Raw genomic sequence first — 26606 nt, 5'->3', positions numbered from 1 at the left:
CTACTGATCCGGCGCACGGGTGTCGGCTGAGAGGCTGGGCCGCGTCGACGACGGCACGGGGGAGGCCGCCGACCACGATGGAGGAGAGATGACCGAACCGGTCTGGGGGCCCGTGCACCGGGACATCGTCGACCTGCTGGCCGACCATCCCGCGGACGTGCCGGCCGTGGTCGATCACCTCACCAAGCTTCAGGACATGCTGGTGCGGTTGCCTCCGTTGGAGGCCAGCTGCCCACTGGCCGACTTCAACAGGCTCTACCTGACCATCACCAGCAGTGTGCTGGACGGGCTGTACGACGACCGCTTCGTCGACCCGGCGTTCCTCTCCCGGCTCGACGTCGAGTTCGCGGCGCGGTATTTCGACGCGATGCGGCTGTGGACCGACTCCAGCCCGGGCACGCCGAAGGCGTGGTCGTGTCTCTTCGAGCGGATGCGTGGGCCGGACGCCCGCCCGTTGCCCTCGGCGGCGGCCGGGGTGAACGCGCACATCAACTTCGACCTGCCGTTCGCCCTGGTGACCACGTTCGACCACCTGGAGTCGGAGCCGGTCGATGGCAGCGACCAGCACCACGACTACCTGGAGATCAACAAGATCTTCGCGGACAAGATCCCCGGCCTGCGCCGCGGCTATCTGGAGCGGTGGCAGCTGCTCATCGACATGCTCAACGGCGACATCGACGACTGGTACCAGGGGGAACTGGTCGAGTACACCCGCGATGTCGCCTGGCGTAACGCGCAGAAGATCTGGCGGTGCCGGCACGACCCGGACGCCCGCGAGTGTGAGCGCATGCGGTTGGACGACAACGCCGCGGCGCTCGGCCGGCTGCTGCTCTCGCCCCTCGGGGCGTTCCTGCAGTAGTCGGGACGGGGGGCCCCCGCGCTCCGCCCCGTGGGGGGCGGCGGAGCGCGGGGGTGCGTCCCACCAGCTCCACCCACCCCGCGTGGTCGCCCGACGTTCGGTCGGCCCCCGGGGAGAACAGCCGGTCGGCCCGGGGGGTGTCGACCGTCTGCCACCGTCGGCCGGCCCGGGGGGTGCCGGCCGGCGGTGGGGGAGGGCGGCAACGGCGCGGGATTAGGTGGTGTCGGCGGGCGCGCAACGGGTACGCCCGCGCCATGACCGTCCTGGCCCGGCACCGTCCCGCCGCCCGACCCCGGCCGGCGCGGCCCGGGCCCCTGCGGCCGGGTGGCCCGGTGTCGCGGCCCACCGCCCGGCCCGGTGCGCGATGACCGAGGCCGCGACGCGGTTTCCGTTCCGCTTCGATCCGGCGTTCCGCCCGGTGCTGGCGCTGCTGGGGGTCCGCCCGGCGACCGCCTGGGTGGCCGTGACCGACCGGGACCTGACGATCCGGTACGGGCCGTGGCGGCTGCGGACCCGCCGGGACAACGTGACCGCCGTCGAGTTGAGTGGCCCGTACCGCTGGTGGCGGGTGATCGGGCCGCACCTGTCGTTGGCCGACGGGGGCGCGAGCTTCGGCACCAGCACGGCCGGCGGGATCTGTCTGCGCTTCGGTGAACCGGTGCCGGCCCTGGTACCCGGCGGTCGCCCACGGCACCCGGCGGCCACGATGACCGTCACCGACCCGCCGGCGCTGGCCCGGCTGCTCGCCGTCCCGGACCGGTCCTGAGCAGGCCGTCCACGTCCCCGTTTCCGCAGGCCGGGCCCCCGGCCACCGCCTACCGTCGGATCAGGACCTGTGAGGGTGGGACGGACGATGGGTGACGAGCACCGGGCGAAACCACGACGCTGGAGTGGACGCCGGCACACGCCGAACGGGCCGGACCCGGCGCTGCGGGCGGCCCGCGACCCGGCCCGCCCGCACCGGAGCGGCCGGCACGGCGTCGTGGTGCCCGAACGCGTGCCCACGCCGGTCCGTTCGGGGCCACCGGCGAGCCGACTGCGCCGGTGGCTCTTCCAGCATCAGGTGCAGCCACCCGGCCCGGAGGCGACCGAGGGGCAGGAGCGCAGGCACGCCTGGTGGCAGGTGATGTGCCTGACCGGCGTGGACTACTTCTCCACCCTGTCGTACCTGCCGGGCATCGCGGCGGTGGCGGCCGGCGCGCTCTCCCCGCTGGCGACCCTCCTGATCGTCGCGCTCACCCTGTTCGGCATGCTGCCGATGTACCGGCGGGTGGCCCACGAGAGCCCGCACGGCCAGGGGTCGGTGGCGATGCTGGAACGGCTGCTGCCGTTCTGGCGGGGCAAGATCTTCGTCCTGGTGCTGCTGGGCTTCGTGGCCACCTCCTGGATCATCACGATCACCCTCTCCTCGGCCGACGCCACAGTGCACCTGCTGGAGAACCCGTACCTGCCCGACGCCATGCACGGCCCCCTCGTGCCGGTCGTCGTGACCGTCGCGTTGCTGCTCATCCTCGGCGGGGTGTTCCTGCTCGGGTTCCGCGAGGCGGTGGTTGTCGCCATCCCGCTGGTCGCGGTCTTCCTGGTGCTCAACGCGGTGATCGTCGTGGTCGCGGTGGTCCGGATCGTCGGCGACCCGAACATCGTGTCGGACTGGACCGCCGCGTTGACCGAGACCGGTGGCGGGCCCGGCGGTGTGCTGCTCACCGCCGTGCTGGCGTTCCCGCTGCTGGTGCTGGGGCTGTCCGGTTTCGAGACCGGGGTCAGCATGATGCCCCTGATCTCGGCCGACGGTCCGGACAAGCAGGCCCGACTCGCCGCCCGGATCCGCAACACCCGTCGGCTGCTCACCACCGCCGCCCTGATCATGTCGGTGTACCTGATCTCGACGACCTTCGTGACCACGGCGCTCATCCCGGAGGAGGAGTTCCGCCCGGGCGGCGCCGCGAACGGGCGGGCGCTGGCGTTCCTGGCCCACACCTACCTGGGGGAGGCGTTCGGCACCGTCTACGACGTGAGCAGCGTGCTCATCCTCTGGTTCGCCGGCGCCTCGGCGATGGCCGGGCTGATCAACATCGTGCCGCGCTACCTGCCCTCGTACGGAATGGCACCGGAATGGGCGCGGGCGGTGCGCCCGGTGGTGATCGTCTACACGGTGGTCAGCGTGGCCATCACCATCGCCTTCCGGGCCGACGTCAACGCCCAGGCCGGGGCGTACGCCACCGGCATCCTGGCGATGATGGTCTCCGGCGCGGTGGCGGTGACGATCTCGGCGGCCCGACGGCACCAGCGCGCCGCCGCGATCGGCTTCACGGTGCTGACCCTGGTGCTGCTGTACGCGCTGCTGGAGAACGTCGTCGAGCAGCCGGACGGGATCACCATCTCCGCGCTGTTCATCCTCGGCATCATCGTGGTCTCGCTGGTCTCCCGGGTCACCCGGACCACCGAGTTGCGTGCCGAGCGGATCGAGTTCGATGAGCCGGCCCGTCGGTTCATCACCGACTCGCTTGCCCACGACGGGCAGCTGCACCTGATCGCGAACAAGCGGCAGCAGGGCTCGGTGAAGGAGTACACGGTCAAGGAACGGGCGCAGCGGGGGATGAACCCGGTGCCCGGGGCCGCGGACGTGCTGTTCCTGGAGATCGATGTGGTCGACCCGTCGGGGTTCAGCCAGGTGCTGCAGGTGCACGGGATCGAGGTGGGGGGCTTTCGTGTGCTGCGGGCCAGCAGCCCGGCCGCGCCCAACGCGATCGCCGCGATCCTGCTGGCCCTGCGCGACGCCACCGGGGTACGTCCGCACGCGCACTTCGAGTGGTCGGAGGGGAGCCCGATCGCGCACCTGGCGCGCTATCTCATCCTCGGCCGCGGAGACACCCCGCCGGTGGTACGGGAGATCATCCGTCGGACCGAGCGGGACCCGCTGCGTCGGCCGGGGATCCACGTCGGCGGGTGAGCGGCTGCCCTTTTGGTGGGTTCCAAAGATGAATAAGGGCACTATTCACGTTCACACCTTCTTGTCCGTATTGCGGACTTATCGTGACGTCTGGTGGTCGACGGTACGTCGAGCGCCCCGCGCCCGGATCGGCGCGCGGTCACGGTAGGCAGGCAGGAAGGTAGGCATTCTTGATGTCCACGTACCCAGGAGGAGACCGCGCGACCCGACCCAGACGGCGGTCCCGATGGTTCCTCGCCAGCGGCTTCCTGGCGGGGAGCCTGGTCGTGGGAGCGGCCGGCGTTGCCGGCGTGGCCGCCGCCGCGGACCGCGCCCTCTCCCTCCCCGGTCTGGGCCGACTGAGCGCGACGGCCGGAAGCGACGACGACCGCCGGGCCGACGACCAGCGTGGGGAGGGGCGCGACAAGGACGGTGCCGAGCGGGGCCGTCCGGCCACCCCGGGCACCGGCAAGCGCGGTGTGGTGTCGGTGCCCTGCGACGCCGCGAAGCTGGTGGCGGCGCTGGTGACGGCCAACGCCGAGGGCGGCGCGGAACTCCGGCTCGCGCCCAAGTGCCGCTACACCCTCACCGAGGCGTTCCACGAGACCGACCAGTACGACGGTGGAATCCGCGACGCACGGGAAGCGGCCGACGCCGCGGAGACCCCCGGTGACGCCGAGGCGCCGCCGCACAACCCGGCCGACGACACCGCCGGCCTGCCGGTGATCTACCAGCCCATCACGATCGACGGCGCCGGAGCCACCATCGCCCGGGACGCCCAGGCCGCCGCGTTCCGGTTCTTCACCGTCCGCGACGGCGGCGAGCTGACCCTGCGCGACGTGGAACTGCACAACGGCCGCTCGGCCATCGAGGGCGGCAGCGTGCACGTGGTGCACGGCGCGACAGCGGTGGTGGAGCGGGTCACCGTCACCCAGAGCACCTCGCTGTCCCCCGAGGGCGGCGGCGGAGGCATCTTCAACGACGGCAACATGGTGGTCACCGACTCCACGTTCATCGGCAACAGCGCATCCGGCGCCGCGGGCAAGGGCGGGGGCCTGCTCAACGGTGGCGTGCTGACGCTGAAGCGATCCGAGTTCCACCGCAACAGCGCCAACGGGTACGGCGGCGGGCTCGGCAACTACCGTGGCGCGGCCGACGTGGAGAGCGTCTCGTTCACCCAGAACAGCGCCAGCCAGGGCGGTGGGCTGGCCAGCTTCTCGGCCCGGACCAAGGTCTCCGACACCGAGCTGCTGAACAACACCGCGCAGGTCGGCGGCGGTGCCGCGAACTCCGACGCGGTGCTGGTGATGCGCACGATGACCATCCGCGGCAACACGTCCACCGTCAACGGTGGCGGCATCTCGACCGTGAAGGGCCTGACGCCACTCGACGACAGCGTGGTCGAGGGCAACACCACCCACGGCCTCGGCGCCGGCATCTACGCCGAGAAGGCGAACCTGCTGGTACGCGGCAGCGACGTGACCCGCAACGAGGCCGTCGGCGCCGCCTCCAAGGGGGGCGGCATCTACGCGACGGCGGGTTCGGTGGCCATCTACACCAGCAAGGTCACCCACAACGCGTCGACGGTGAAGCCCGGTGGAATCTTCGCCTCGCACGCCCAGGTCAAGATCGACGATGAGAGCGTGGTCGTCGAGAACGAGCCGACCAACTGCGAGGGCAGCCAGGCGCCGATCGCGCACTGCTTCCGCTGAGCGGACCTGCGCACGACCCGCGCTGAGCGGACCCGCGCAACCGGCCGCCCCGACGATCAGTCGGGGCGGCTCGGCGCGTCCCGCTCGGGCCGTGCGGCGCTCGGAGCGGTCGTGGTGTCAGGTGCGGCGGCCGTCAGCTCATCGCCCGGAGACGGCCGGCGAGGTCGCCGGCGAAGAAGTCGAGGAAGCCGTCCGGGTCGGGGCCGGCGTTCTGCAGCACGATGTGGTCGAAGCCGGCTTCGACGTACGACCGGACCTTGGCGACGTGCGGCTCCGGGTCGGGGCCGATGGCGAAGAGTTGGCGGATGTGCTTCTCCTCGACGTACGCGCTGGCCGCGTCGAAGTTGACCGGGTTCGGCAGCTCGCTCATCACCTTCCAGCCGGTGACCATCCACCGGCTGGTCTGCAACACCGCCTGCACCGCCTGCTGCTCGTCGGTGGCCCAGGCCAGCGGAACCTCGGCGTAGCGTGGGCCTGACCCGTTCGCACGTCGGTAGTGCTCGACGATGGACGCCTCCGGCTCGGTGGCGAACAACCCGTCGCCGAGTTCGGCGGCCAGCCGGGCCGACGCCTCGCCGCTGGCCGCGACCGCGATCACCGGTGGGGTGTCCGGCAGATCGAAGATCCGGGCGTCCTCCAGTTGCAGGTGCCGGCCCTCGTACGACTGGTATCCGCCCTGCCAGAGCAGCCGGATGATTTCCAGTGCCTCGCGTAGCCGTTCGTGTCGGCCCCGCACGCTGGGGAATCCCTGGCCGACGACGTGCTCGTTGAGTCGCTCGCCGGCGCCCACTCCGAGGGTGAACCGCCCGTCGGAGACCAGTGCCATGGTCGCCGCGGCCTGCGCGATGATCGCCGGATGGTAGCGCACGGTCGGGCAGGTGACGCCGGTGGCCAGCCGTAGCGTGCTGGTCCTGGCCGCGATGGCGCCGAGCACGCTCCAGGTGAACGACGAGTGGCCCTGCGTGTCGAGCCAGGGGTGGAAGTGGTCGCTCATCTCGACGAAGTCGAAACCGGCCTGCTCGGCCATGACGGCCTGCCGGATGATCTCTTGGGGGCCGTAGCCCTCCGAGGCCAGCTTGTAGCCGATCTGCATGGCACGCTCCGATTCCGTCCGCCGGTCGACGCCGGGTCGGCTTCCCGCCCTCGGCGTCGACAAACGCCGCCCAGGCCTGCAAACCAGCCTCCTAGGACGGCTTACGGGGTGTGTGGTCAACCTCGGCCCGTGATCCAGTCGGGCTTTCGGAAAATCGGGCTGTCGCCGAGCCTCGGACACCGCGACTTCCAGGAACTCGAGTCGATCAGCGTTCGGAGCCCGCGCGTCACGACGTCGGCGCGAGGGCGGGCGAACCGTCCGTCGAACAACTCCGAACACGCCGGTGACCAGGTCGAACCATCGATCGCCTGTTCGGAACCGGTGTCATCTCTTTCGTCGGTCGCCGTCGGGCCCCGAGACTTCTGTCGGTACAGGGCGCGTGCACCTCGGCGCGACCTCACCCACCGCGGTGCGACGGGGGACCAGCGGCTGGGCGGAACAGGTACCCGATCGATGTTGGCGGCCGGACCGGTCGCGACACTGAGCTCCTGGAGGTAGGGGAATGACCAACCGACTGTCTCGCCGAGCCAGCGCCCTCGCGGTGGCTGCCGTCCTCGGGGGCGGCGCAGCCCTCGCCGCCGCGTCACCGGCCCACGCGGAGGGCTGCCTCACCGGCACCGGCAACGTGCCGAGCCCGACGGGCGGGGCGGGAGCCAGCGCGACGGCAACCCTCTGCGTCAACAGCGCCGGCTACGCCTGGCTGGACACGAACCGCACCAACACGGTCACCGACAAGAATGCCGACGGGTACGCCGCGCGCGTGTACGTCTACTGGGCACAGCAGTACACCGGTGCGATCGCCGTCGACGACACCAGCAACGCCGGAAGCGTGCGGCTGCGGTGGGAATCCGGCGCGGGCACCTCGTATCGCTGGACTGAGGTCTTCGTCTGCATGGGCTACGCGAGGCCCGAGGACTACAACGGCCGTTGCGACTCGGTTGTCTACAACAACTGAGCCGTTCCTACCGAACGTGCACCGGCCCGTGCCCCCGGTCAGGGGGCACGGGCCGGAGTGCGTTCTACCTACTTAGAGGGTTCGGGCAGCTTGCAGTCGACCTTGGGGTTGGCGCCGATGTAGTTCAAGGGCCCGGCCACGATGGTGACCAGGATGGTGCCGGCCTCGGCGCAGTTGGTGTCGTCGCCGCTGTAATAGCCTCGCTGGCCACCGGCGATTGCGCCGATCACCAACCAGATCACGACGATGACTCCGAGTATCGAGGTGCCGCGCATCGCTGCCTCCTGGGGGAATGTGGTGGATCTGAGGTGCAGGCGTTGTACCCAATCGGGTCACGCGGCTAACGGTTGCCCGCCACGACCCCCGGGGGATCGTCCGTCCGGCCGATGCCGTCCGCCGTTGAGTACCGCCCGCGCATCGGCCACCCGCACCGGGTCACGCGAATCGGCTATCGGATCGCCGACCGACCTCGCCGTCGTACGGGCCGGTGGACGTAGAACTGCCTCAGCGCCCCGCCGAGGAGGACTCATGGACGCCCCGTCACCGCCCCTGTACATCGACCGCCCCGAGGACGTCGCGGTCGCGGCCCGCGCGCTGGCTGGCGGCGCGGTCGTCGCGGCGGCGTTCGCCAACTTCTACGTCATCGTCACGCGTCCCGACGCGGACACCGTCGGCCGGGTCAACCTCGCCAAGGGGCGTCCGGTCAACCAGGTCGGCAGCATCACCACCGCGATCGGACGGATCCCGGGGATGTTCGACTGGACCCGGATCTCGCCCCGGTTGCCGGTCGGTCGGGTGCGGGCGTTGATGGACGCCCTCTACGGCGCCGGGCCGTTCGGCTTCCGGGGCCCGGCGGCGGAACGGCTCCCCGAGCACCTCGTCCAGGTCGACCAGGGAATACGAACCACCCAGGTGATCGCCCCGGGCCTGACCTGCCCGTCCAACGCCTTCTTCGAGCGAGCGCTCGCCGAGACCGGGTCGGACCACCTCTACATCACCTCGGCGAACCGGTCCCGCCATCTCACCGGCACGGCCGAGGAACCGGCGCACTGGAAGGCCGGGGGCCTCGCCGCCGACTTCGCCCACCTCGACGACCTGGTGGTGCTCCTGCACCGGAACGAGGCGGCGGCCCGCGCGGCGTACCCGGGCTACCTCACCACCTCGGTCACCCTGCTCTCCTTCCACGCGCCGGAGGGTGAGCTGGAGGAACCGCCCGTGCTCACCGTGGACCGGCACGGGTCGCTGCACCTCGACGACGTCCGCCGCGCGGCCGCGCCGCTCGGCCTGCAGGTGCGCCTCGGCGGCACCGCCCGGCAGCGGTTGCAGGTCCGGGGGTACGCCGGGGCGCTGGTGTGAGCGACTACCGGGTCGGCCTGGTGGTGCCCAGTTCGAACACCACCATGGAGACCGAGATCCCGGCGATGCTGCGCCGACGCGAGATCGTCGACCCGACGGTCCGCTTCACCACGCACTCCAGCCGCGTACGGCTGCGCCAGGTGACCCTCGACGAACTGGCCCGGATGAACCGCTCCGCCGTCCGGTGCGCCGCCGAGCTGGCCGACGCCCGCTGCGACGTCCTCGCGTACGCCTGCCTGGTGGCGGTGATGTGCGAGGGCGCCGGGGCGCACGAGCGGGCCGAGCGGCGGTTGGGCCGCGCGGCCGGTCGTGCCGGGCACGACATGCCGGTGGTGACCAGCGCGGGCGCGTTGGTCACCGGGCTGCGGGCGTTGGGTGCCCGCCGGGTGGCCCTGATCGCGCCGTACCTGCCGCCGTTGACCGCGACCGTCGCCGCCTACCTTGCCGCGCACGGCGTGCAGGTGACCGACGCGGTGAGCCTGAGCGAGCCGGACAACGTGGCGGTGGGACGCATCCCCACGTCCCGTCTGGTGGAGCTGGCCGACCGGCTGGACGTGACCGACGTGGACGCTGTGGTTCTCTCCGCCTGCGTGCAGCTGCCGTCGTTGGCGGCGGTGCCGCAGGTGGAGGCCCGCCTCGGCCGCCCGGTGCTCACCGCGGCCACCGCCACGGTGCACCAACTGCTGAGCGGTCTGGGCGTCGAGCCGTACGTGCCGGACGCCGGCCTCCTGCTGGCCGGGACGGCCCGCTGACCCGCCGACACCGCGGTGGGCCGGTTCAGTGCGGTGGGCTGGGAGCCTCCGGCGGCTTGCCGTAACTGCGTCGGAAGTCCGCATACGCCACGCCGGCCAGCACCAGGAGGGCGCCGAGGGAGGCGAACACCGGTGGCAGGTACAGCACGGCGGGCGCGATGGTGAGCAGCGCCAGCACCCCGCCGGGGCGGGACCACGACACCCGGCTGAACACCTCGTACTCGAAGGAGGCCCGTCCGGCCAGGAAGAGTGCCGGACCGCCGAGGATCACCGCCGCCCAGGCCGGTGGCGTCCGGCCGCTCGGTTCGAGCAGCACGAGGTGGAACCCGGAGGCCGTGGTCACCACCCCGGCGACCATCAACAGATGGGTGTACGGCGCGGTGAACAGGAACTTGCTCGGCGACGCCGATCCCTTGATGGCCATCGGTAGGAGCTGACCGGACTTGTGCACGTAGATTCGCCAGAGCAGCAGGGTGGTCAGGAACGCCACCGCGAACGCGCCGATGTTCTCCGTCTCGCTGTGCTGAGCGCTGAACATGGTGCCGATAATCAGGATCGCGTCGCCGAGGGCGATGATGAAGAACTGCTGGTAGCGCTCGGAGAGGTGCTCCGCCGTCACGTTGCGCTGGGGTTCCGGCACCATCCCGAGCCCGGGCACCGGGTACGCGAGGCGGAAACCGATGTAGTCGATGGCGAGCGCGATGGCCCAGCACACCAGCCGGGCGTCGTCGCTGACGAACCCGCCGATGATCCACGGGATCGCGGACACCGCGAACCAGATGAAGATGCGTACCGCCCGACGCTGGGTCTGCGGTTCTCGGCGTACCGCCGGCATCAGGAACAGCCCGCGCCCCAGGTGGATCGCCACGTAGGTGCCGGCGAAGACGAGCCCGCGGTCCTTGAACGCCTCCGGGATCGCCGTGGTCATCAGCAGCGCGCCGAACATCACGGCGCTGATCAGCAGCTTGATCTCGGTGCGTTCCGGGTTGTACAGGTCGGTGACCAGGGTGGTGATCACCCAGGTCCACCAGACGGCGGCCAGCATGATCAGTGCCTGACCTGCCCGGTGCCAGTCGAGCTGGTCGACCAGTCCGCGGGAGATGAGGGCCAACGCGACCACGTACACAAGGTCGAAGAAGAGTTCGAGAAGTGTCACCCGGCGCGGGGCCGCCGGATCACGCACCGGAGGGCGGCGGGGCCCAGGTGACCCGGGCTCCGGCGCGGCGAGGTTCACGGGATTCTCCTGCGGAACCGGTCGACTCGACGGACCCGTCCGGTCCACCTCCCCGGACGGTAACGATCGGTCGACGGCACGGCCCCGAATTGGCCGGCCCTTCCCCCAACCGGGGCTGATCGACTCGGGTTCCTGTAAGTCGGGGTGTCCGGGCGGGTTCGTTGGCGCGGTTTCCTGCAAGGCGAGTCGATCACCGTGCGCCTTGTCCGTCGGTTCGGCGTGCGGCCCTGCGGTGTTCCGACCCGCGCGGACGAGCCCCCGGCCTACCGTCGCGTTGGACGGTGGGCCGAGGGCTCGGTCTCGGGCGTCAGGCCTGGTTGCTGCTCGGCAACACCGCGGCCATCTCCTCACCAGCTCCGGCGAGCACACGGGCCTGCTGCGGCCAGCTGGCCAGCCCGGGCGCGGCGCGCAGACCGGCGGCACGGATCAGGTCGCGCAGTGCCGGCTCGTCCAAATCGCCGAGCTGGCCGTACGTGCGCACGCCGGCGTCCTGCAACGCCGCCGCCATCTTCGGGCCGATCCCCTGGATGCGGCGGAAGTCGTCGGCGGGGCCCGTCGGGTCGCCCTCGTAGGTGCTGATCGCGGTGTCGGCGGTCGAACGGACCGGAGGGGTCGCGCTCACGGTCGGCCGGACCGGAGGCGTGGCCACCGGCGCCCGCACCGACTCAGCGTCAGCGTCGGTGTTCACGGCGTTGGTGTGCACCGCGTCCGCGTCCGCCGGCTCCGCGTCCACCCGGTGAGCGTCCACCGGGTCCACGTCCACCGCGTCGGTGGTCACCGGAGCCTCCGCCGGATCGGCCACCGTGGCCTTGGTCTCCGCATCCTCGGCCGCGACGGGCTCGTCGGCCGGGCTGGCCGCGACCGCATCGTCGGCCGGGGCGGTCGCGACCGCATCGTCGGCCGGCGTGGCCGCGACCGGCTCGTCGGCCGGGGTGCTGTCGAGCGGCGCGCTGTCAACGGACGGGAGGTCGTCCGCAGGCTTACGGGGGGCGACCACGGCCGCCGGGGCGGGCTGCTCATCGACCGCGACCGGTTCGGGGGTCGACTCCACAACGGGCTCCGACCGCAGCTCGGCCGGGTCGGGCTGCTCGGCGGCCGGTACGGGCGGCGGGGGCTCGGTCAGCGCCATGTCGGCCGGGTCGATAGTGCTCGGGGTTTCGGTCGGGACGGGAACCGGGGTGGGACCGTCCGTAGCGGTCACTGCGGCTGGTGCGCTGACCGTGTCCACCGGCACCGGCTCGTCCGCGACGGCGGTCGGGGCCGGGTCGACGGCGGCTGCGGGCTGGACCTCGTCGGTGGTGGCCGCCGGCGTCGGCGTGGAGATCACGGCCAGGCCGGCGACGGGGTCACCTTCCACAATCGAGTTGCCTTGCACGCCCCGCCGGCCGCGCAGCAACCATCCGGCGGCCAGTCCCAGCAACAGTGCCAGTACCACTATCAGCGAGTGTCCGATAGACCACGCCACGGCGAACCTCCCTCTCAGCTCGTTGGATAAGTCACGAGAAAAACTCGCCGCAGCTTCGCACACGCGTATTGCGGGCGACAGACAGGATCGGCCAGGGGCGTTGTGCGTGGGGCGACCACCTCAGCCGGTGCCCGCCGAGTGACACAGCGTCGCCTCAAGCAGCACAAAAAGCCAGGCTCGACGGGAGCCGGCGACGCGGACGAAGCCAGCGCCGCGACGAAAGCCAGCGACTCGACGAGATCAGCACGGACACGACGAGACCCGGGCCCGGCGCGGAACGCCGAACCCGGGTCGCCGGGCTGTTGCCCGGGTCAGTCCTGATCGCCCTCGTAGGTGTGGAAGTCGTCGACGAACCGGCGGCGCAGTCGCGGCACCCGGCTGGTCACTCCGAAGTAGCCGCGTGCCCCGAGCAGCGCGAGCCGGCCCACCACCGGTCGGTACATCCGGTCGTCCCCGCTGGTGCCGCTGCGGTTCAACGATTCGGCGACCCGCGCGAAGCCGTACGGCGCCATGGCGGCCTCGTAGTCCGCCACAGCCTGGAGCAGCGTCTTGTCTCCGGTGGTCGCCCGGGTGAGCTGCTCGCAGAGCAGGCGGGCGTCGCGCAGGGCGGTGTTCGCGCCGACACCGCGACCGGGGGTCATGGTGTGGATGGCGTCCCCGAGCATGGTGACGGTGCTGCTCTTCCAGGGAGGCACCGGTTCGGACGTCGACACGTTGATCGGGAGGACGCTGGCCGGGTCCGCGCGGGTGAGCAGCTCCCGCAGGTTCGGGTGCCAGTTGGTGGTGAGTTCCAGGGCGACCCGTACGAGGTCCTCGCCTCGTCGTTCCATCACGTCGGCGGGGAACCGGCGGGCGGCACTCCAGATGATCAGGTTGATGTTGTCGGTGGTGGTGTCGTCGGACAGGCCGGGCCACTGCCGCAGCAGCCCGGCGTCCGCGTCGCTGACGCCGGGCTTGATCGCCCGTTCGGCGTCCCACTTGAAGTCCATGACGTGCAGCACGCCCATTATCCCGCCGATGCCGAAGATCAGTGAGATGCCCTGGCGGACGCGTTCCGGGACGAGGTCGCGGGTGTGTGCGGTCAGTGGGATGCGGGTGGCGATGTTGATGGTGCCGGCGTCGCGGGTGACGGCGTGCGGCAGGTACTGCCGGCGTACCGCCGAGTGTGTGCCGTCCGCCCCGACCAGCAGGTCGCCGGTGGCGCTGGTGCCGTCGGCGAAGTACGCCGTGACCGTGCCGTCGTCGCGCTGCTCGTACCGGGTGAAGGTCTTGTCGAAGTGCACCACGTCGTCCAGGCCGGTCAGCAGCACGTGGCGCAGCACCATCCGGGCCACCGAGTGTTCGGTGTGCACCGGGTCGGCGCTGGGCCGTAGCGCGAACGACGCGGTCTGGCGCAGTCCCTGGGTGACCACGTTGAAGTAGTGCGGTGGCCGCGCGCAGGTGGCCAGGAAGGTGGCGAACAGTTCCGGCGGCAGGCACTCGCGCAGTGCCCGGCTACCGGTCGGGCCGATGCCGACGCGGTAACCGAGCAGCCCGTCGGTGCGGTCGCGGTGCCGTTCGTAGACGGCGACGGTGATCCCGGCCCGGCGCAGGCCGTGCGCCAGGCACAGTCCGCCGGTGCCGGCGCCGATGATCAGTACGTGTGGTGGGGCGGCGGACATCTCAGCCAGCCGGGTGCGCGGCAGGTGTGTCGGTGCTGGCCGGGCGCGCTGCGGGAGCGCCGGCGCTGGCTGGGCGTGCTGCGGGCGCGTCGGTGCTGGCTGGGCGTGCTGCGGGCGCGTCTGCGCTGGTCGGGCGCGCGGCGGGCGCGTCGGTGGCGTCCCACCGGTAGAAGCAGCTGGCGATGGCGTCGCGGGGGGAGCGCCAGGTCGGCAGGTACGGCGACGTGTGCGCGGAGAGCCGCTCGTTGACCTGCTGGAAGAGCGGGTGGTTGCGGGCCGCCGCGAGGGCGTCCGGGTCGACGTCCGAGGTCTCCAGCAGGTGTACGCACAGGTCGTGCAGGCAGTACAGGGATCGGTGTGTGACGCCGGTCAGACCGGGCAGTTCGGTGGCGTCGGATTCGGCGAAGATCTGCGCGACCCGCCCCTCCGCGCCCGGGATGATCCGGCTGACGATCAGTAGACGACTCATGGGACCCCTTCCGCCGGTGGCTTTCCGACCCTCGGACCGGCGCCACGTGCTCTGTGCGCCCACCGTGCCGCAGGGCCTGTCACGTCACCGTCACGTACGTCTGCCGGCCGGTGACGGGCGATCGGTGACGGCGTCCCGGCTGGCCTGGCGGATCGGGGCGAGCGTGTCGTCGAGCAGGGCGCACATCGCCGGGCTCGGCTCCAGGCGCAACTCCCTGCGCAGCAGGTCCCGGTAGACGTAGAAGGCGTGGACGGCTTCGAAGGCGTTGCCCTCGGCGAGGTGGATGCGGACGACCAGCCGGTGCGGTGTCTCGCGTAACGGTTCGGCGGCCATCGCCTCCAGCGCGGCTTCGAGGGCCTCGCCGTGTCGCCCCGCGGTCAGGTGGTGCCCGGCGACCTGTTCGAGCATGTGCAGGCGCAGTTGGCGCAGTCTCTCCCGGTCCAGCAACACCCAGTCGTCGTACCATCCGGGGAGCAGGTCGTGTCGTCCGGCGGCGAGCGCCCCGGCGGCGGTGCGGGGGTCGTCGCCGTCGCGGACCCGGGCGGCGGTGCCGACCAGGTCGTCCACGTCGAGCCGGACCGCCGTGCCGAGTCGTACGGTGTCGCTGGCCATCGTCATCGGGCAGCACGGGTCCTGACGGAGTCGCCACAGCGCCGTGCGCAGGGAGGACAGCGCGCGTTCCTCGGAGGCGTCGGGCCAGAGCAGCCCCGCGAGCTGGCTGCGGGTGGCGCCGGGGCGCAGCCCGATCAGCGCGATCACCCGTTGCAGCCCGCGCGGCACCACGACCGGTACGGCGTCGCGCAGCAGGCGGAAGCCGCCGAGCAGGTGGAGTGAGACGCCCTCCTCGGGCGGTTCTCCGGCGGTCGGCACGGACGGATCAGCGGTCACGGCGGCACCCCCTGCGGGACGCATGTCCCGACTGTCTGCTGTGTCCCGGATCGGTTGCCCGTGACGCCACTGTCGACCTCACCGCTGACGGCGGGGCCGGGCGCGGCCCCGCCCGCTGAGGCCGCCGGGCTGACCACCGTGAAGATTATCAATAGCGGTCACGGTGAGTCAACGCCGACGTGGGCCTTCTATTCGCGACAGTCAACCTGAGATCGGTTCTGAACTGGGCAAACATCTGATCGATCCGTCGTCCCGGGCGCGCTCGACGCATAGCTGATACACAGGTTGCGTCAACGCAGCGTCACCGTCATGCGTAGCTGATCATCCCTTCACGGTGACGCCGCCGTGACGAGGATTGCCGCATCGTGTGGGCAGTCGTCCAGCGCGTCCGGGGGCGACCCGTCGCCGGCCGGACGCCGTGGGGGGAGGCCCAGTATGGACCGATCGCTGATCGTCGCGAAGGTGGATCCGACCGCCGAGGAGCGGGTCGCCGAGATCTTCGCCGAGTCGGACGCTACGGAGCTGCCGCGCCTGGTCGGCGTCCGGCACCGTTCGCTGTACCGCCTGCACGACCTCTACGTGCACCTGCTCGAAACCGAGCAGCCGGCGGAGGGTGCGGTGGAGTCCGCCCGTGGCCACCCCGAGTTCATCCGGGTCAGCGACCGCCTGCGCCCGTACGTCTCGCCGTACCTGCCGACCTGGCGTTCGCCGCGCGACGCCATGGCGCAGTGCTTCTACCGCTTCGACGCCCCGGACCCCGGACGGCGGTCGTGACGGCCATCGCGCGCCGCGAGGAGCAGCTCTGGTCCCGCTGCGCGGGCTGCGCGAGCCTGCTCTACCGCAAACGGTTGCGCCGCAACCTGGACGTCTGCCCCGAGTGCGGGGAGCACGCCCGACTCGGCGCACCGGAACGGCTGCGCCAACTCGTCGACCCGGGATCGTTGCGCCCCCTGTCCGACCTGCTGCCGGAGGCGGACCCGATCGACTTCGTCGACGTGCTGCCGTACCCGCACCGGCTCACCGCCGCGCGGGCCAGCACCGGCCTGGCCGAGGCGGTCGTCTGTGCCACGGCCACCATCGGCGGGCACCCGGTCGCCCTGGCCGTGATGGACTTCCGTTTCCTCGGTGGCAGCCTGGGCTGCGCGGTGGGTGAGCTGATCACCCGGACCGCCGAGCGGGCGCTGGACGACCGCATCCCGCTCGTCCTGGTCACCGCCTCGGGCGGGGCGCGGATGCAGGAGGGCGCGCTGTCGTTGATGCAGATGGCCACCGTCAGCCAGGCCATCGCCGCGCTGCGGGAAGCGGGTCTGCTCACCGTGAGCGTCCTCACCGATCCGACCTACGGTGGGGTGGCCGCGTCGTTCGCCACCAACACCGACCTGGTGCTCGCCGAGAGCGGCGCGCGGATGGGCTTCGCCGGCCCCCGGGTGATCCGTCAGGTCACCGGTCGGGCGCTGCCGGAGGGTTTCCAGACCGCCGACTTCCTGCTCCGGCACGGACAGGTCGACATGGTGGTGCAACGTCGGTCGCTGCGCGGGCGGCTGGTGGCGCTGCTGGCCGCGACCCGCGCCGGACGTGCGGCCCGCGCCGGCCACCCGCCCGTACCCCGGCAAGAGCCGGCGTCGCGCCGCGAGCGCCTCGCCGACGACGATGCCGCCCTGGCGCGGCCAGCGGGCCCGCCGGCGGCCGTGGCGCCGTCACCCACTCCGGGGGCGGGCCAGACGCCGGCGGTACGCGACGCCTGGGACACCGTCCGGATGGCGCGTCACCCCGCTCGACCGACCACACTGGACTACCTCGACTCGGTCTTCGACGGGTTCGTGGAACTGCACGGTGACCGCCTCGGCGGGGACTGCCCGGCCATCGTGGGCGGTGTGGCCCGGCTGGCCGGCCGGCACGTCATGGTCATCGGCCACCAGAAGGGGCACACCACCGCCGAACTGGTCGCCCGCAACTTCGGCATGGCCAGCCCGGCCGGGCACCGCAAGGCGTTGCGGCTGATGCGCCTGGCCGCCCGACTCGGCCTGCCCGTGGTGACCCTCGTGGACACCCCCGGCGCCGACCCCGGCGTGAGCGCCGAGGAGCAGGGCCAGGCAGCGGCCATCGCGGAGAACATCCTGACCCTCACCGTGCTGCCCACCCCCGTGCTGGCGGTCATCACGGGAGAGGGCGGCAGTGGCGGCGCCCTGGCGTTGGCGGTCGCCGACCGGGTGCTGATGCTGGAGAACGCCGTCTACTCGGTGATCAGCCCCGAGGGCTGCGCCGCCATCCTCTGGCCGGACCGGTCCGCGGCGCCGCAGGCCGCCCGCGCGCTGCGACTGACCGCGCCCGACCTGTGCCGGCTCGGCGTGGTCGACGAGGTCGTGCCGGAGCCGTCGGCCGCCGCGCACGACGACCCGGCGGAGACCGCCCACCGGTTGCGGGCCGCCCTGCTGGCCAACCTGCTGCCGCTGCTGGACGTGCCGCCCGCCATGCTGGTCCGCCTCCGTCGGCAGCGCTTCCGACGGTTCGGGACCACCCGTGGCGTCAACCGGGCAGGTGTCCGGTGACCGCCGGCGACGGGGCGGTGTCGACAGTCGAGGCGCCCGACGACACCGAGGTGGGCGGCGAGGAGGCACTGGCCGGGCTGCGCCGGCAGGCACAGCACCTGATCGCCGAGTTGGCCGGCCCGGTGCGCCGGGTCCGGCTGCGCAGCGGGCCGGCGGTGCTCGAAATCGAATGGCACCCCGAAGAGGCGACCCGACCGGACGTACTCCCTGCTCCGGTTCAGGCGGCGGCGCTGCCGGTCGCGCCGGCACCCGGCCCACCGGCGGCCCTGATCCGGCCGTCGGTGCCCGGGCGCGCCGTGGTGCGGGCGCCGATCGTCGGCACCTTCTACCGCTCGCCGGAGCCCGGCGCGAGGCCGTTCGTCGCGGTGGGTGACCTGGTCCGCCCGGGCCAGCCGGTCGCCATCGTCGAGGCGATGAAGCTGATGAACGAGGTGACCGCCGACCGCGCCGGCCGGGTGGTCGCGGTCCTCGTCGAGGACGGTCAGCCGGTGGAGTACGACCAGCCGCTGGTCGAACTGGACCCGGCATGACGGCGCGGGGTGGTTGAGCATGTTCGAGACCGTCCTGATCGCCAACCGGGGCGAGATCGCGCTGCGGGTGCTGCGCGCCTGCAAGGAGCTGGGCGTACGGACGGCGGTGGTCTACTCCGCCGCGGACGCCGACTCGGCGGCGGTCCGACTCGCCGACCAGGCCATCCGGATCGGGCCGGCGTCGAGTCGACGCAGCTACCTCAACGCCGCGGCGATAGTGGAGGCGGCCCGGCAGGTGGGCGCGCAGGCCGTGCACCCGGGCTACGGGTTCCTGTCCGAGGACGCCGACTTTGCCGAGATCTGCGCGGACAACGGGTTGGTCTTCATCGGCCCGCCGCCGGCGGTGATGGCCGCATTGGCCGACAAGTCCTCGGCGCGGGCGCTGATGAGCCGCGCCGGTCTGCCCCTGTCGCCGGGCAGCATCGCGCCGGTGCCGAACGCCGCAGCCGCGGCCGAGGTGGCCGAGGCGGTCGGTTACCCGGTGATCGTGAAGGCCGCCGCCGGGGGTGGTGGCCGGGGGATGACGGTGGTGCACACCCCGGGCGAGCTGCGTCGGGCCTACACCCGGACCCGGGCCGCCGCCCAGGCCGCCTTCGGCGACGACCGGGTGTACGTCGAGCGGTACCTCACCGAGGCGCGGCACGTCGAGGTGCAGGTGCTCTGCGACTCCCACGGCAACGGCGTGCACCTGGGCACCCGGGACTGCTCGGTGCAACGCCGGCACCAGAAGCTGGTGGAGGAGGCACCCGCCCCGGCGCTGCCCGCCGCCGTTCTCGACACCATCGCCGAGACGGCGCTGCGGGGTGCCCTCGAGGTCGGCTTCGTCGGCGCTGGCACGTTGGAGTTCCTGGTCGACGCCGAGGAACGGTTCCACTTCCTGGAGATCAACTGCCGGATCCAGGTGGAGCATCCGGTCACCGAGATGGTCACCGGGATCGACCTGGTGCACGAGCAGCTGCACATCGCCGCCGGGGTGCCGCTGCGCTGGCGGCAGGAGGAGATCCGCCTGCACGGTGTCGCTGTGGAGTGTCGGGTCAACACCGAGGACCCCGAGCGCGGTTTCGCTCCCACTCCCGGCCGCTTGGAGCGTTTCACCCCACCCGGTGGACCGTTCACCCGGGTGGACACCCACGCCAGCGCCGGCTACCTGGTCGGCCCCTGGTACGACTCGCTGCTGGCGAAGGTGATCGTCTGGGCGCCCGACCGGGAGCTGGCCCTCAACCGGCTGGAGCGCGCCCTCGACGAGTTCGACATCGCGGGGCCGGGCGTGCACACCACCATCCCGTTCGTCCGGCGGGTGCTCGACGACGCCGCATTCCGCAAGGGCCGCTACACCACAGGCCTGGTCGACCGTCTGCTCGGCGTGCCCGGTGCCGCGCCCGCGCAACGGCCGACGGCCACCCCCGCCCCGCGCCCCGCGCCCGCCGCAAAGCCCGACGCAACCCACAGGAGGACCCGATGACCGTCACCCATGGTCGCCCGATGACCGCCGAGATCACCGACATCCTGGTGGCACACTGCGGGCTGGACGCCGACGCCGCGGCCCGGGCGCCCGCCGCGTCGCTGGAGGAACTGGGCATGGACTCCCTCGCCCTGCTGGAACTCTCCGCGGTCGTCGCCGACCGGTGGCAGGTGACCATTCCCGAGCAGGCCGGGCAGCTCAGCATTCCGGCGGTGGCCGACCTGGTCACCCGCCGCGCCGACCCACCCGGGCACACCGAGAACAGCGTGGTCCTCGACGCGCCGCTCGCGCTGGTCTGGGAGGTCACCAACGACGTGGCGAACTGGACGGAGCTGTTCACCGAGTACGCGGTGGTGGAGATCCTGCACCGCGACGGGCATACGGTGCGGTTCCGGCTCACCATGTACCCCGACGAGAACGGGGTGTCGTGGAGCTGGGTCAGTGAGCGCACCGCCGACCCGGTGAGCCGCCAGGTGCGGGCACACCGGGTGGAGACCGGGCCGTTCGAGTACATGCGCATCCACTGGCGCTACACCGAGGAGGCCGGCGGCACCCGGATGACCTGGACGCAGGACTTCGCGATGAAGCCGACCGCACCTGTCGACAACGCCGGGATGACCGAGCGGATCAACACCAACAGCGTCATCCAACTCGCAGTGATCAAGGACCGGGTGGAGCGGATCGCCCGGCAGCGCGCCGACCAGGGTCGCCCGGCGGCCACCGACGAGACGACGGAGGCCGACGATGAGTGACCTGAGCACCCGGCCGATCGCCGCCCGGGACGTACCTGCCGACCGGCGTCGCGGCGGTGAGCTGCGGGTGCTGCTCGGCCCCCGCACCGTCGGCAGCACCTCGGGCTTCCTCGGGGTGGCCGCGCTCGCGCCGGGGGAGCGGATCGCCGAGCACTACCACCCGTACAGCGAGGAGTTCCTGTACGTGGTGCGTGGCGCGATCACCGTCGACCTGGACGACCAGCCGACGCTCCTGGCCGCCGGGGAGGGACTGTTCGTCCCGGTGAACGTGCGGCACCGACTGCGCAACACCGGCGTCGAACCGGCCGAGGTGGTCTTCCACCTGGGCCCGCTCGCCCCCCGCCCCGAGTTGGGGCACGTCGACACCGAGTTGGTCGAGCAGCGGGGCGGGTCATGACCGGTCGTCGCACTGTGGTGACCGGCGTCGGGGTGGTCGCTCCGGGCGGCGCGAGCCGGGATCGCTTCTGGAAGACCATCACCGAGGGGCGGACCGCCACCCGGCGGATCAGCTTCTTCGACCCGTCGCCGTTCCGGTCCCAGATCGCGGCGGAGTGCGACTTCGACCCGGTCGCGGCGGGGCTCACCGAGGCGGAGCGACGCCGGTCCGACCGGTACGTGCAGTTCGCGCTGGCCTGCGCCGCGGAGGCGGTCGCTGACGCCCAGTTGGTGCTGACCGACGCCGAGCGGAACCGGGCGGGGGTGGTGCTGGGCACCGCCGTGGGCGGGACGATGGCGCTGGAACAGGAGTACGTCACGGTCAGCGAGCACGGCAGCCGCTGGTTGGTCGACGCGGCGCGCGGCGGCCCGTACCTCTATCAGGCCTTGGTGCCCAGCAGCCTCGCCGCCGACGTGGCCTGCCGGTACGGGCTGCACGGCCCGGCGCAGGTCGTGTCGACAGGGTGCACCTCCGGCATCGACGCGATCGGCTACGCCCACCAGATGATCGTGGACGGTGAGGCGGACGTGATGCTGGCCGGGGCTGCCGACTCGCCGATCTCGCCGGTCACCGTCGCCTCGTTCGACGCGATCAAGGCGACCAGCCCGGACAACGACGATCCGGCGCACGCCTCCCGCCCGTTCGACGCCGACCGGCACGGGTTCGTGCTGGCCGAGGGTGGGGCAGTGCTGGTGCTGGAGGAGGCCGGGCACGCGCTACGGCGAGGGGCGCACATCTACTGCGAGGTGTCCGGCTACTCCAGCCGCAGCAACGGCTTCCACATGACCGGGCTACGCCCCGACGGGCTGGAAATGGGCCTGGCCGTCACCGACGCGCTCAAGCAGGGCAGGATCCTGCCCGAGCAGGTCTCCTACATCAGCGCGCACGGCTCGGGCACGCGGCAGAACGACAGGCACGAGACGGCCGCGTTCAAGCGGGCGCTGGGCCAGGCCGCGTACCGGGTGCCGATCAGCTCGATCAAGTCGATGGTCGGGCACTCGCTCGGCGCGATCGGGTCGATCGAGATGGCCGCGTGCGCGATGGCCATCGAGTTCGGCGTGGTGCCCCCGACGGCGAACTGGAGCACCAGGGACCCGGAGTGCGACCTGGACTACGTGCCGAACGAGGCGCGGGAGGTCCCGGTCGACGTGGCCCTCTCGGTGGGCAGCGGGTTCGGCGGCTTCCAGTCGGCGATGGTGTTCCGCCGCCTCCCCGGAACGGTGGCGGCGTGAGCACCGCGCAGCACCGGGGCGTCCTACACACCGACGGCGTGAGCACCGCCCGCGCGGTGGTGACCGGCATCGGTGTGGTGGCGCCCAGCGGCATCGGCGCGGACGCCCACTGGCGTACGGTGCTGGCCGGCACCCGCCGGACCGGGCCGATCACGCTGTTCGACCCGTCCGGCTACCCGACCCGATTCGGCGGGGAGGTGCCCGGCTTCACCGCCGACTCCTACGCGGACAGCCGACAACTGGTGCAGACCGACCGGTGGACGCACCTCGGCTTCGCCGCCACCCGGCTGGCGTTGGCCGACGCCGGGCTGCCCGAGCGGGCCCCCGACCCGTACGGCTACGCGGTGACCCTGGCCAGCTCGTCGGGAGGCAACCTGTTCGGCCAGCGGGAGCTGCAACGGTTGTGGGGCGGGTCGTCGCGGACGGTCGGGGCGTACCAGTCGATCGCCTGGTTCTACGCGGCGAGCGTCGGGCAGCTCTCCATCCACCACCAGTTCAAGGGCCCGAGCGGGGTGTTGGTCGCGGAGGCGGCCGGCGGGCTGGACAGCCTCGCGCACGCGGCCCGCGCGGTGCGCCGGGGCACTCCGGTCGTGATCGCCGGGGCCACCGAGTGCCCGCTGAGCCCGTACGCGCTGGCCTGCCAGTTGCGCTCCGGGCTGCTCAGCGACGTCGCCGACCCGGAGCGGGCGTACCGGCCGTTCGACGCCACGGCCAGCGGCTACCTGCCGGCGGAGGGGGGAGCGGTGTTCGTGGTGGAGGAGTTGGGGCACGCGCTGGCCCGGGGAGCCCGGGTCTACGGCGAGGTGAGCGGTTGGGGCTCCACCCACGACGCCGCGCACACCACGGCGGACAGTGCCGGCGATCCGGCGCAGTACGCGCGGGCGATGCGGCTGGCCCTGGACCGGGCGGGCGTCGCGGCGGCCGGGGTGGACGTGGTGCTGCCCGACGCGCTCGGTGTGCCCCGCTACGACCGCAGCGAGGCCGAGGCGCTGCGGGCGGTGTTCGCCGACCGGCCGCCTCCGGTGACCACCCAGAAGTCGCTGACCGGGCGGGCGTACCAGGGCGGCTCGGCGTTGGACGTGGCGACCGCGCTGCTCGCCTTCGCGCACGACACGCTGCCGGCGTCGGCGGGCCCGGACGAGGTGGCCGACGGGTGCGAGCTGGACTTCCTGCGGGAGCACCGCCGGCCGCGCAGCAGGCTCGCGCTGGTGTGCGCGCGGGGCTTCGACGGGTTCAACAGCGCGCTGGTCCTGCGGGGTGCCGCACCGATGAGGGGAGAGGCGTCATGAGTGAGCAGCGGGCCCGGGTGGTCTTTCTGGTGCGGGTGCCGGTGCCGCGCACCGAGCAGTTCCTCGCCGCGTACGAGCAGGTGCGGCATCTGGTGGCCGGCGGCGTGCCCGGGCACCTCGTCGACCAGGTGTGCCGCTCGTCGACCGACCCGGAGCAGTGGTTGATCACCAGCGAGTGGGCGAGTCTGGCCGACTTCGAGAGCTGGGAACGCAGCCCGGAACACCGGGACCTGGTGCGTCCGATGCGGGAGTGCTTCACCGACGCCCGCTCGCTGCGGTTCCACATCCACGCGCAGACGCCGGCGCTCGCCTGACGGCCCTCGGGCCGCCGAGATGGTCGCGCTCACCTGTGCCAGCCGGCGTATCTGGACGGCTCGATGAGCGGAGGCGTTGGTGCGTCCAATGATCTGACCGTGCCGACGACGTCGGTAGCGGCGTGACGGAGAGCTGGCAGGGTAGATCTCGGACAGTTTCCGTTACCTCGTAACGGAAACTGTCCAAGATTGTCAGCTGTCGCGGGTGAGGCGGCGTGTGCGGCGGTAGTCGCCGGCAAGAGCGGCAGGCTGGTGTCATGTCCCCGCCCACCGTGAGGGCTCCCGGCCCGTACCCTCATCGCCGAGATCGCCCACAGCGGCCGCGCAACCACCAGCGTGGCGCGACTCGCAACCCTCGTCGGGCTCACCCGGGGGCACCATCGGCCGTCCGGATGGGGCCGCACGACGGTTGTACGAGGGGTCATCCCACGGTGACGATCTGCCGAGGCACGCGCCTGATCCTGCCCGTCGAACGGGCTGTCGGCAATCCGGCTGGCCGCCTCTTTTGATCCAGCCATTTGCATCTAGCAATGGCCGCGCGGGGCGTCGTATGGTTCCCCGCAGCACCCCGACAAGCGTACGTCATGGGCATATTTGCCCTATTTCATGCTGGGCGGTGAACGGCAGTGACGACAGAAGATCCTACGGCGACCGACCCAGGATGGGTGGACGAAGTCCTGTTCGCCGGCCGCCCGACAGACATTTGTCTCCGTTTGCCCGAGCCGATCGACCGCGCCACCCTGCACCGGCTGGTCACCGCCGCGCAGGACCGTCTCGTAGCGGCCGGACTGCGCCCCGGTGGCGCTGCCGCGCTGCGGTTGCCGCCGTCACTGGCGTACGTGGTGAACCTCCTGGCGACCTGGCGCGCCGGGGCGCAGGCGATCCTGCTCGACCACCGACTGACCGATCACGAGGTGGACCGCGCGCTGGTCCGGCTCACCCCGCAGGTGGTCGTCGCGCCGGTCCGCAGCGGCGGCGGCGCGCTGCGGATCTTCGTCGACGTCACCGAGGGCGTCTCCCGGTACGCCGACGGCCCGGCGGTCAGTGGCCACGCCGTGATCCAGCTCAGCTCCGGCTCCACCGGACCGTCCAAGGTGATCGGCCGCACTGCCGCCGACCTGGTTGCCGAGGTGCACCGCTACACCCGGATCGACGGGGTGGCACTGCCCGGCGAACGGATCATCCTGCTGCCCTCGATGGTGCACGTGCTCGGCCTGGTCGGCGGCCTGCTCTACGGCCTGCACGCCGGGGTCGAGCTGGTGCCGCCGGCGCGGCTCAGCGGCGACGCCGTGCTGGCCGCGATCAGCGCCGGCGCGACGCCCGCCACCGTGCTGGGCGTGCCGTTCCACATCGGACTGCTCGCCTCCACCCGACCCACCGGTCCGCTGCCGCAGCTCAAGCGGATGACCACCGGCGGCGAGCTGGTGCCGGCCGCGGTCGCCCAGGCGTTCACCGACCGGTACGGCGTACCGCTGGGCAACATGTACGGGATGACCGAGGTCGGTGTGATCGGCACCGACCTGCACGGATCGCACCGACCGTCGATCGTCCCGGCACCCGGCATCGAGGTCCGCGAGACCAACGGCGAGCTGTGGGTGTCCTGCCCGGCGTCGCCGTACGTGGGGCTGAGCGACCCGACCCGCTGGGCCGACGGCTGGCTGCACACCCGCGACGCCGGCACCGTCGACCCCGCCACCGGCCTGGTCACCGTGCGCGGCCGACTCGACTCGCAGGTCTCCGTGGGCGGGATGAAGGTCGACCTGACCGAGGTGGAGGCGACAGTCGCCGAGCTGCCCGGGGTCACCGCGGCGGTGGTCGTGTGGGACGACGGCATCACCGCGTACGTCCAACCCGACGGCCCGCTGTCGGAGGAGACGCTGGACAAGCTCCTCACCGAGCGGTTGGCCGGCTACAAGCGGCCCAGGGTGCTGCACCTGCTCGACCAGTTGCCCCGCACCACCACCGGCAAGCTGGTCCGCTCGACCGACGCGCTGCGCACGGCGGCCACCCCGTGACCGGGCCGCTGCACCACCTCGACGGCACCGTGACCGGTCGGCTGCACCACCTCGACGTCGACCTGCCCGGTGGCGTGCACCGCGACCGCCAGGACGAGGTCACCGCCCAACTCCGGGTGGCCGACCCACAGGGTCTCGGCACCGGGCACCGGTCGCCACGGCAGCCCCGGGGGCGGCATCTCCCGGCGCAGTCCGCCGCCGCGCAGGCCCTGCCCGAGCGCCTTGCCGACCGCCTCCTTCGCAGTCCACAGCCGCAGGAAGTCCACCGCCCGGCCAGCTTCGGGCCGATCGGCCAACCAGGTCAGCTCGGCGGGCGGGAACCAGCGGCGGGCCAGCGCGAGCGCGGGCAGCGGGCGCACCCGCTCCACGTCCACGCCGATCGCGCCGGCACGGCGGGCGGCGACCACCACCAGCCCGGCGGTGCGGCTGACGCTGACCGGCAACCCGACCGACCCGGCCGGGTCATCGCTGGCCCGGACGAGCGGCCGCCCACCCGGGCCGTACGTCAGCACCAACTCGGCCCTCGGGCGGTCCAGCAGCAGGCGTCCCGCCTGGCACAGCAGCTCAGCGGCCGGATCCGGCTGACCGCCGGTATCCCGACCGACCCACACGTAGGCGGTGTCCCGACCGGACGCCGTCGGCTGACCCACGCAG

The 26606-nt window shown here is 72.3% G+C and carries 24 protein-coding genes and 1 pseudogene; 18 read left to right on the top strand and 7 right to left on the bottom strand.

The annotated features are described in order from the left end of the window. The first annotated feature begins 88 nt into the window (after window positions 1-88). From KBX34_RS08815 to KBX34_RS08800, 4 genes are all read left to right on the top strand, one after another. A complete protein-coding gene (locus KBX34_RS08815; protein ID WP_099857509.1) occupies window positions 89-859 on the top strand; it encodes a DUF5995 family protein in 771 nt (256 codons plus the stop codon). Between the two features lie 364 nt (window positions 860-1223). Beyond that, complete coding sequence (locus tag KBX34_RS08810) at window positions 1224-1625, top strand: hypothetical protein (RefSeq protein WP_210924331.1); 402 nt, start codon at window positions 1224-1226, stop codon at window positions 1623-1625. An 87-nt stretch (window positions 1626-1712) separates the two neighbouring features. Next, window positions 1713-3809 (top strand): APC family permease, encoded by a 2097-nt coding sequence (locus tag KBX34_RS08805; protein ID WP_210924330.1) that lies wholly within the window; start codon window positions 1713-1715, stop codon window positions 3807-3809. 173 nt (window positions 3810-3982) lie between these two features. Continuing rightward, on the top strand, window positions 3983-5500 hold the full coding sequence (locus KBX34_RS08800; protein WP_088948368.1) for a hypothetical protein: 1518 nt from the start codon (window positions 3983-3985) through the stop codon (window positions 5498-5500). A gap of 133 nt (window positions 5501-5633) precedes the next feature. On the opposite strand, the gene KBX34_RS08795 is transcribed toward KBX34_RS08800, so the two are convergent. Beyond that, window positions 5634-6593 carry a TIGR03557 family F420-dependent LLM class oxidoreductase gene (locus KBX34_RS08795; RefSeq protein ID WP_088948367.1) on the bottom strand — a complete coding sequence of 320 codons (960 nt, stop codon included), beginning with the start codon at window positions 6591-6593 and terminating at the stop codon, window positions 5634-5636. Between the two features lie 502 nt (window positions 6594-7095). On the opposite strand from KBX34_RS08795, the gene KBX34_RS08790 reads away from it, so the two are divergent. Then, the gene (locus KBX34_RS08790; RefSeq protein ID WP_210924329.1) at window positions 7096-7548 is read left to right on the top strand and encodes a hypothetical protein; all 453 of its coding nucleotides are present in this window, start codon (window positions 7096-7098) and stop codon (window positions 7546-7548) included. 68 nt (window positions 7549-7616) lie between these two features. Here the strand turns inward: KBX34_RS08790 and KBX34_RS08785 are convergent, their stop codons facing one another. Further along, complete coding sequence (locus tag KBX34_RS08785) at window positions 7617-7823, bottom strand: hypothetical protein (protein WP_007460667.1); 207 nt, start codon at window positions 7821-7823, stop codon at window positions 7617-7619. Window positions 7824-8076: 253 nt separating this feature from the next. Here KBX34_RS08785 and KBX34_RS08780 point away from each other — a divergent pair, with 253 nt between their 5' ends. Together KBX34_RS08780 and KBX34_RS08775 are read left to right on the top strand one after the other, a co-directional pair. Next, the gene (locus KBX34_RS08780) at window positions 8077-8904 is read left to right on the top strand and encodes a hypothetical protein (RefSeq protein WP_210924327.1); all 828 of its coding nucleotides are present in this window, start codon (window positions 8077-8079) and stop codon (window positions 8902-8904) included. Next, window positions 8901-9656 (top strand): aspartate/glutamate racemase family protein, encoded by a 756-nt coding sequence (locus KBX34_RS08775; RefSeq protein ID WP_210924325.1) that lies wholly within the window; start codon window positions 8901-8903, stop codon window positions 9654-9656. Before KBX34_RS08780 ends, KBX34_RS08775 begins: the two co-directional genes overlap by 4 nt. 25 nt (window positions 9657-9681) lie before the next feature. On the opposite strand, the gene KBX34_RS08770 is transcribed toward KBX34_RS08775, so the two are convergent. Further along, entirely contained in the window at window positions 9682-10890 is a 1209-nt protein-coding gene (locus KBX34_RS08770) for a low temperature requirement protein A (RefSeq protein WP_210924323.1), read from the bottom strand. 232 nt (window positions 10891-11122) lie between these two features. Here KBX34_RS08770 and KBX34_RS34405 point away from each other — a divergent pair, with 232 nt between their 5' ends. Further along, window positions 11123-12385 (top strand): hypothetical protein, encoded by a 1263-nt coding sequence (locus KBX34_RS34405; protein ID WP_374223671.1) that lies wholly within the window; start codon window positions 11123-11125, stop codon window positions 12383-12385. Between the two features lie 281 nt (window positions 12386-12666). Here KBX34_RS34405 and KBX34_RS08755 read toward each other — a convergent pair whose 3' ends face one another. The 3 genes and pseudogenes from KBX34_RS08755 to KBX34_RS08745 all read right to left on the bottom strand — a co-directional run bounded on the left by KBX34_RS08755 (window position 12667) and on the right by KBX34_RS08745 (window position 15373). Beyond that, entirely contained in the window at window positions 12667-14016 is a 1350-nt protein-coding gene (locus KBX34_RS08755; RefSeq protein ID WP_210789526.1) for an NAD(P)/FAD-dependent oxidoreductase, read from the bottom strand. A gap of 139 nt (window positions 14017-14155) precedes the next feature. After that, a pseudogene (locus KBX34_RS08750) lies at window positions 14156-14485 on the bottom strand (TcmI family type II polyketide cyclase); the annotation flags it as partial. Between the two features lie 90 nt (window positions 14486-14575). After that, complete coding sequence (locus KBX34_RS08745) at window positions 14576-15373, bottom strand: BTAD domain-containing putative transcriptional regulator (protein ID WP_210789517.1); 798 nt, start codon at window positions 15371-15373, stop codon at window positions 14576-14578. A gap of 435 nt (window positions 15374-15808) precedes the next feature. Here KBX34_RS08745 and KBX34_RS08740 point away from each other — a divergent pair, with 435 nt between their 5' ends. From KBX34_RS08740 to KBX34_RS08695, 10 genes are all read left to right on the top strand, one after another. Beyond that, window positions 15809-16147, top strand: coding sequence for a TcmI family type II polyketide cyclase (locus KBX34_RS08740; protein ID WP_088948360.1), 339 nt, complete (start codon window positions 15809-15811; stop codon window positions 16145-16147). Then, entirely contained in the window at window positions 16144-17922 is a 1779-nt protein-coding gene (locus KBX34_RS08735; RefSeq protein WP_210924317.1) for an acetyl-CoA carboxylase carboxyltransferase subunit alpha, read from the top strand. The genes KBX34_RS08740 and KBX34_RS08735 overlap by 4 nt, the downstream gene beginning before the upstream one ends. A gap of 17 nt (window positions 17923-17939) precedes the next feature. Continuing rightward, a complete protein-coding gene (gene accB, locus KBX34_RS08730; RefSeq protein WP_231927472.1) occupies window positions 17940-18452 on the top strand; it encodes an acetyl-CoA carboxylase biotin carboxyl carrier protein in 513 nt (170 codons plus the stop codon). Between the two features lie 19 nt (window positions 18453-18471). Next, on the top strand, window positions 18472-19914 hold the full coding sequence (locus KBX34_RS08725; protein WP_210789509.1) for an acetyl/propionyl/methylcrotonyl-CoA carboxylase subunit alpha: 1443 nt from the start codon (window positions 18472-18474) through the stop codon (window positions 19912-19914). Next, window positions 19911-20666 (top strand): SRPBCC family protein, encoded by a 756-nt coding sequence (locus KBX34_RS08720; RefSeq protein ID WP_088948356.1) that lies wholly within the window; start codon window positions 19911-19913, stop codon window positions 20664-20666. The genes KBX34_RS08725 and KBX34_RS08720 overlap by 4 nt, the downstream gene beginning before the upstream one ends. Next, window positions 20659-21063 (top strand): cupin domain-containing protein, encoded by a 405-nt coding sequence (locus KBX34_RS08715; protein ID WP_088948355.1) that lies wholly within the window; start codon window positions 20659-20661, stop codon window positions 21061-21063. The genes KBX34_RS08720 and KBX34_RS08715 overlap by 8 nt, the downstream gene beginning before the upstream one ends. Beyond that, the gene (locus tag KBX34_RS08710) at window positions 21060-22334 is read left to right on the top strand and encodes a beta-ketoacyl synthase (RefSeq protein ID WP_210924315.1); all 1275 of its coding nucleotides are present in this window, start codon (window positions 21060-21062) and stop codon (window positions 22332-22334) included. Before KBX34_RS08715 ends, KBX34_RS08710 begins: the two co-directional genes overlap by 4 nt. A 38-nt stretch (window positions 22335-22372) precedes the next feature. Beyond that, window positions 22373-23623 (top strand): beta-ketoacyl synthase N-terminal-like domain-containing protein, encoded by a 1251-nt coding sequence (locus tag KBX34_RS08705; protein WP_088951776.1) that lies wholly within the window; start codon window positions 22373-22375, stop codon window positions 23621-23623. Further along, window positions 23620-23937, top strand: a complete 318-nt coding sequence (locus tag KBX34_RS08700; protein ID WP_088948353.1) for an antibiotic biosynthesis monooxygenase — start codon at window positions 23620-23622, stop codon at window positions 23935-23937. The genes KBX34_RS08705 and KBX34_RS08700 overlap by 4 nt, the downstream gene beginning before the upstream one ends. A gap of 665 nt (window positions 23938-24602) precedes the next feature. Further along, a complete protein-coding gene (locus tag KBX34_RS08695; protein WP_210924314.1) occupies window positions 24603-25952 on the top strand; it encodes a class I adenylate-forming enzyme family protein in 1350 nt (449 codons plus the stop codon). Here the strand turns inward: KBX34_RS08695 and KBX34_RS08690 are convergent. Then, complete coding sequence (locus KBX34_RS08690; RefSeq protein WP_210924313.1) at window positions 25847-26602, bottom strand: 4'-phosphopantetheinyl transferase superfamily protein; 756 nt, start codon at window positions 26600-26602, stop codon at window positions 25847-25849. The two genes, KBX34_RS08695 and KBX34_RS08690, sit on opposite strands and share 106 nt — an antisense overlap. Window positions 26603-26606: the final 4 nt, after the last annotated feature.

This window comes from Micromonospora sp. M61 (assembly GCF_018070245.1).
GTDB lineage: Bacteria > Actinomycetota > Actinomycetes > Mycobacteriales > Micromonosporaceae > Micromonospora > Micromonospora zamorensis.
The sequence above is the reverse complement of the archived record's forward strand: the minus strand, read 5'-3'. Positions and strand labels throughout refer to the sequence as shown.

What these genes read in the sequence shown, in the direction of transcription:
- KBX34_RS08795 (WP_088948367.1), bottom strand. Translation starts at nt 6,593, where the DNA reads ATGCAGATCGGCTACAAGCTGGCCTCGGAGGGCTACGGCCCCCAAGAG.
- KBX34_RS08740 (WP_088948360.1), top strand. Translation starts at nt 15,809, where the DNA reads ATGGACCGATCGCTGATCGTCGCGAAGGTGGATCCGACCGCCGAGGAG.
- KBX34_RS08800 (WP_088948368.1), top strand. Translation starts at nt 3,983, where the DNA reads ATGTCCACGTACCCAGGAGGAGACCGCGCGACCCGACCCAGACGGCGG.
- KBX34_RS08815 (WP_099857509.1), top strand. Translation starts at nt 89, where the DNA reads ATGACCGAACCGGTCTGGGGGCCCGTGCACCGGGACATCGTCGACCTG.
- KBX34_RS08810 (WP_210924331.1), top strand. Translation starts at nt 1,224, where the DNA reads ATGACCGAGGCCGCGACGCGGTTTCCGTTCCGCTTCGATCCGGCGTTC.
- KBX34_RS08700 (WP_088948353.1), top strand. Translation starts at nt 23,620, where the DNA reads ATGAGTGAGCAGCGGGCCCGGGTGGTCTTTCTGGTGCGGGTGCCGGTG.
- KBX34_RS08715 (WP_088948355.1), top strand. Translation starts at nt 20,659, where the DNA reads ATGAGTGACCTGAGCACCCGGCCGATCGCCGCCCGGGACGTACCTGCC.
- KBX34_RS08805 (WP_210924330.1), top strand. Translation starts at nt 1,713, where the DNA reads ATGGGTGACGAGCACCGGGCGAAACCACGACGCTGGAGTGGACGCCGG.
- KBX34_RS08755 (WP_210789526.1), bottom strand. Translation starts at nt 14,016, where the DNA reads ATGTCCGCCGCCCCACCACACGTACTGATCATCGGCGCCGGCACCGGC.
- KBX34_RS08780 (WP_210924327.1), top strand. Translation starts at nt 8,077, where the DNA reads ATGGACGCCCCGTCACCGCCCCTGTACATCGACCGCCCCGAGGACGTC.
- KBX34_RS08790 (WP_210924329.1), top strand. Translation starts at nt 7,096, where the DNA reads ATGACCAACCGACTGTCTCGCCGAGCCAGCGCCCTCGCGGTGGCTGCC.
- KBX34_RS08785 (WP_007460667.1), bottom strand. Translation starts at nt 7,823, where the DNA reads ATGCGCGGCACCTCGATACTCGGAGTCATCGTCGTGATCTGGTTGGTG.
- KBX34_RS08720 (WP_088948356.1), top strand. Translation starts at nt 19,911, where the DNA reads ATGACCGTCACCCATGGTCGCCCGATGACCGCCGAGATCACCGACATC.
- KBX34_RS08710 (WP_210924315.1), top strand. Translation starts at nt 21,060, where the DNA reads ATGACCGGTCGTCGCACTGTGGTGACCGGCGTCGGGGTGGTCGCTCCG.
- KBX34_RS08725 (WP_210789509.1), top strand. Translation starts at nt 18,472, where the DNA reads ATGTTCGAGACCGTCCTGATCGCCAACCGGGGCGAGATCGCGCTGCGG.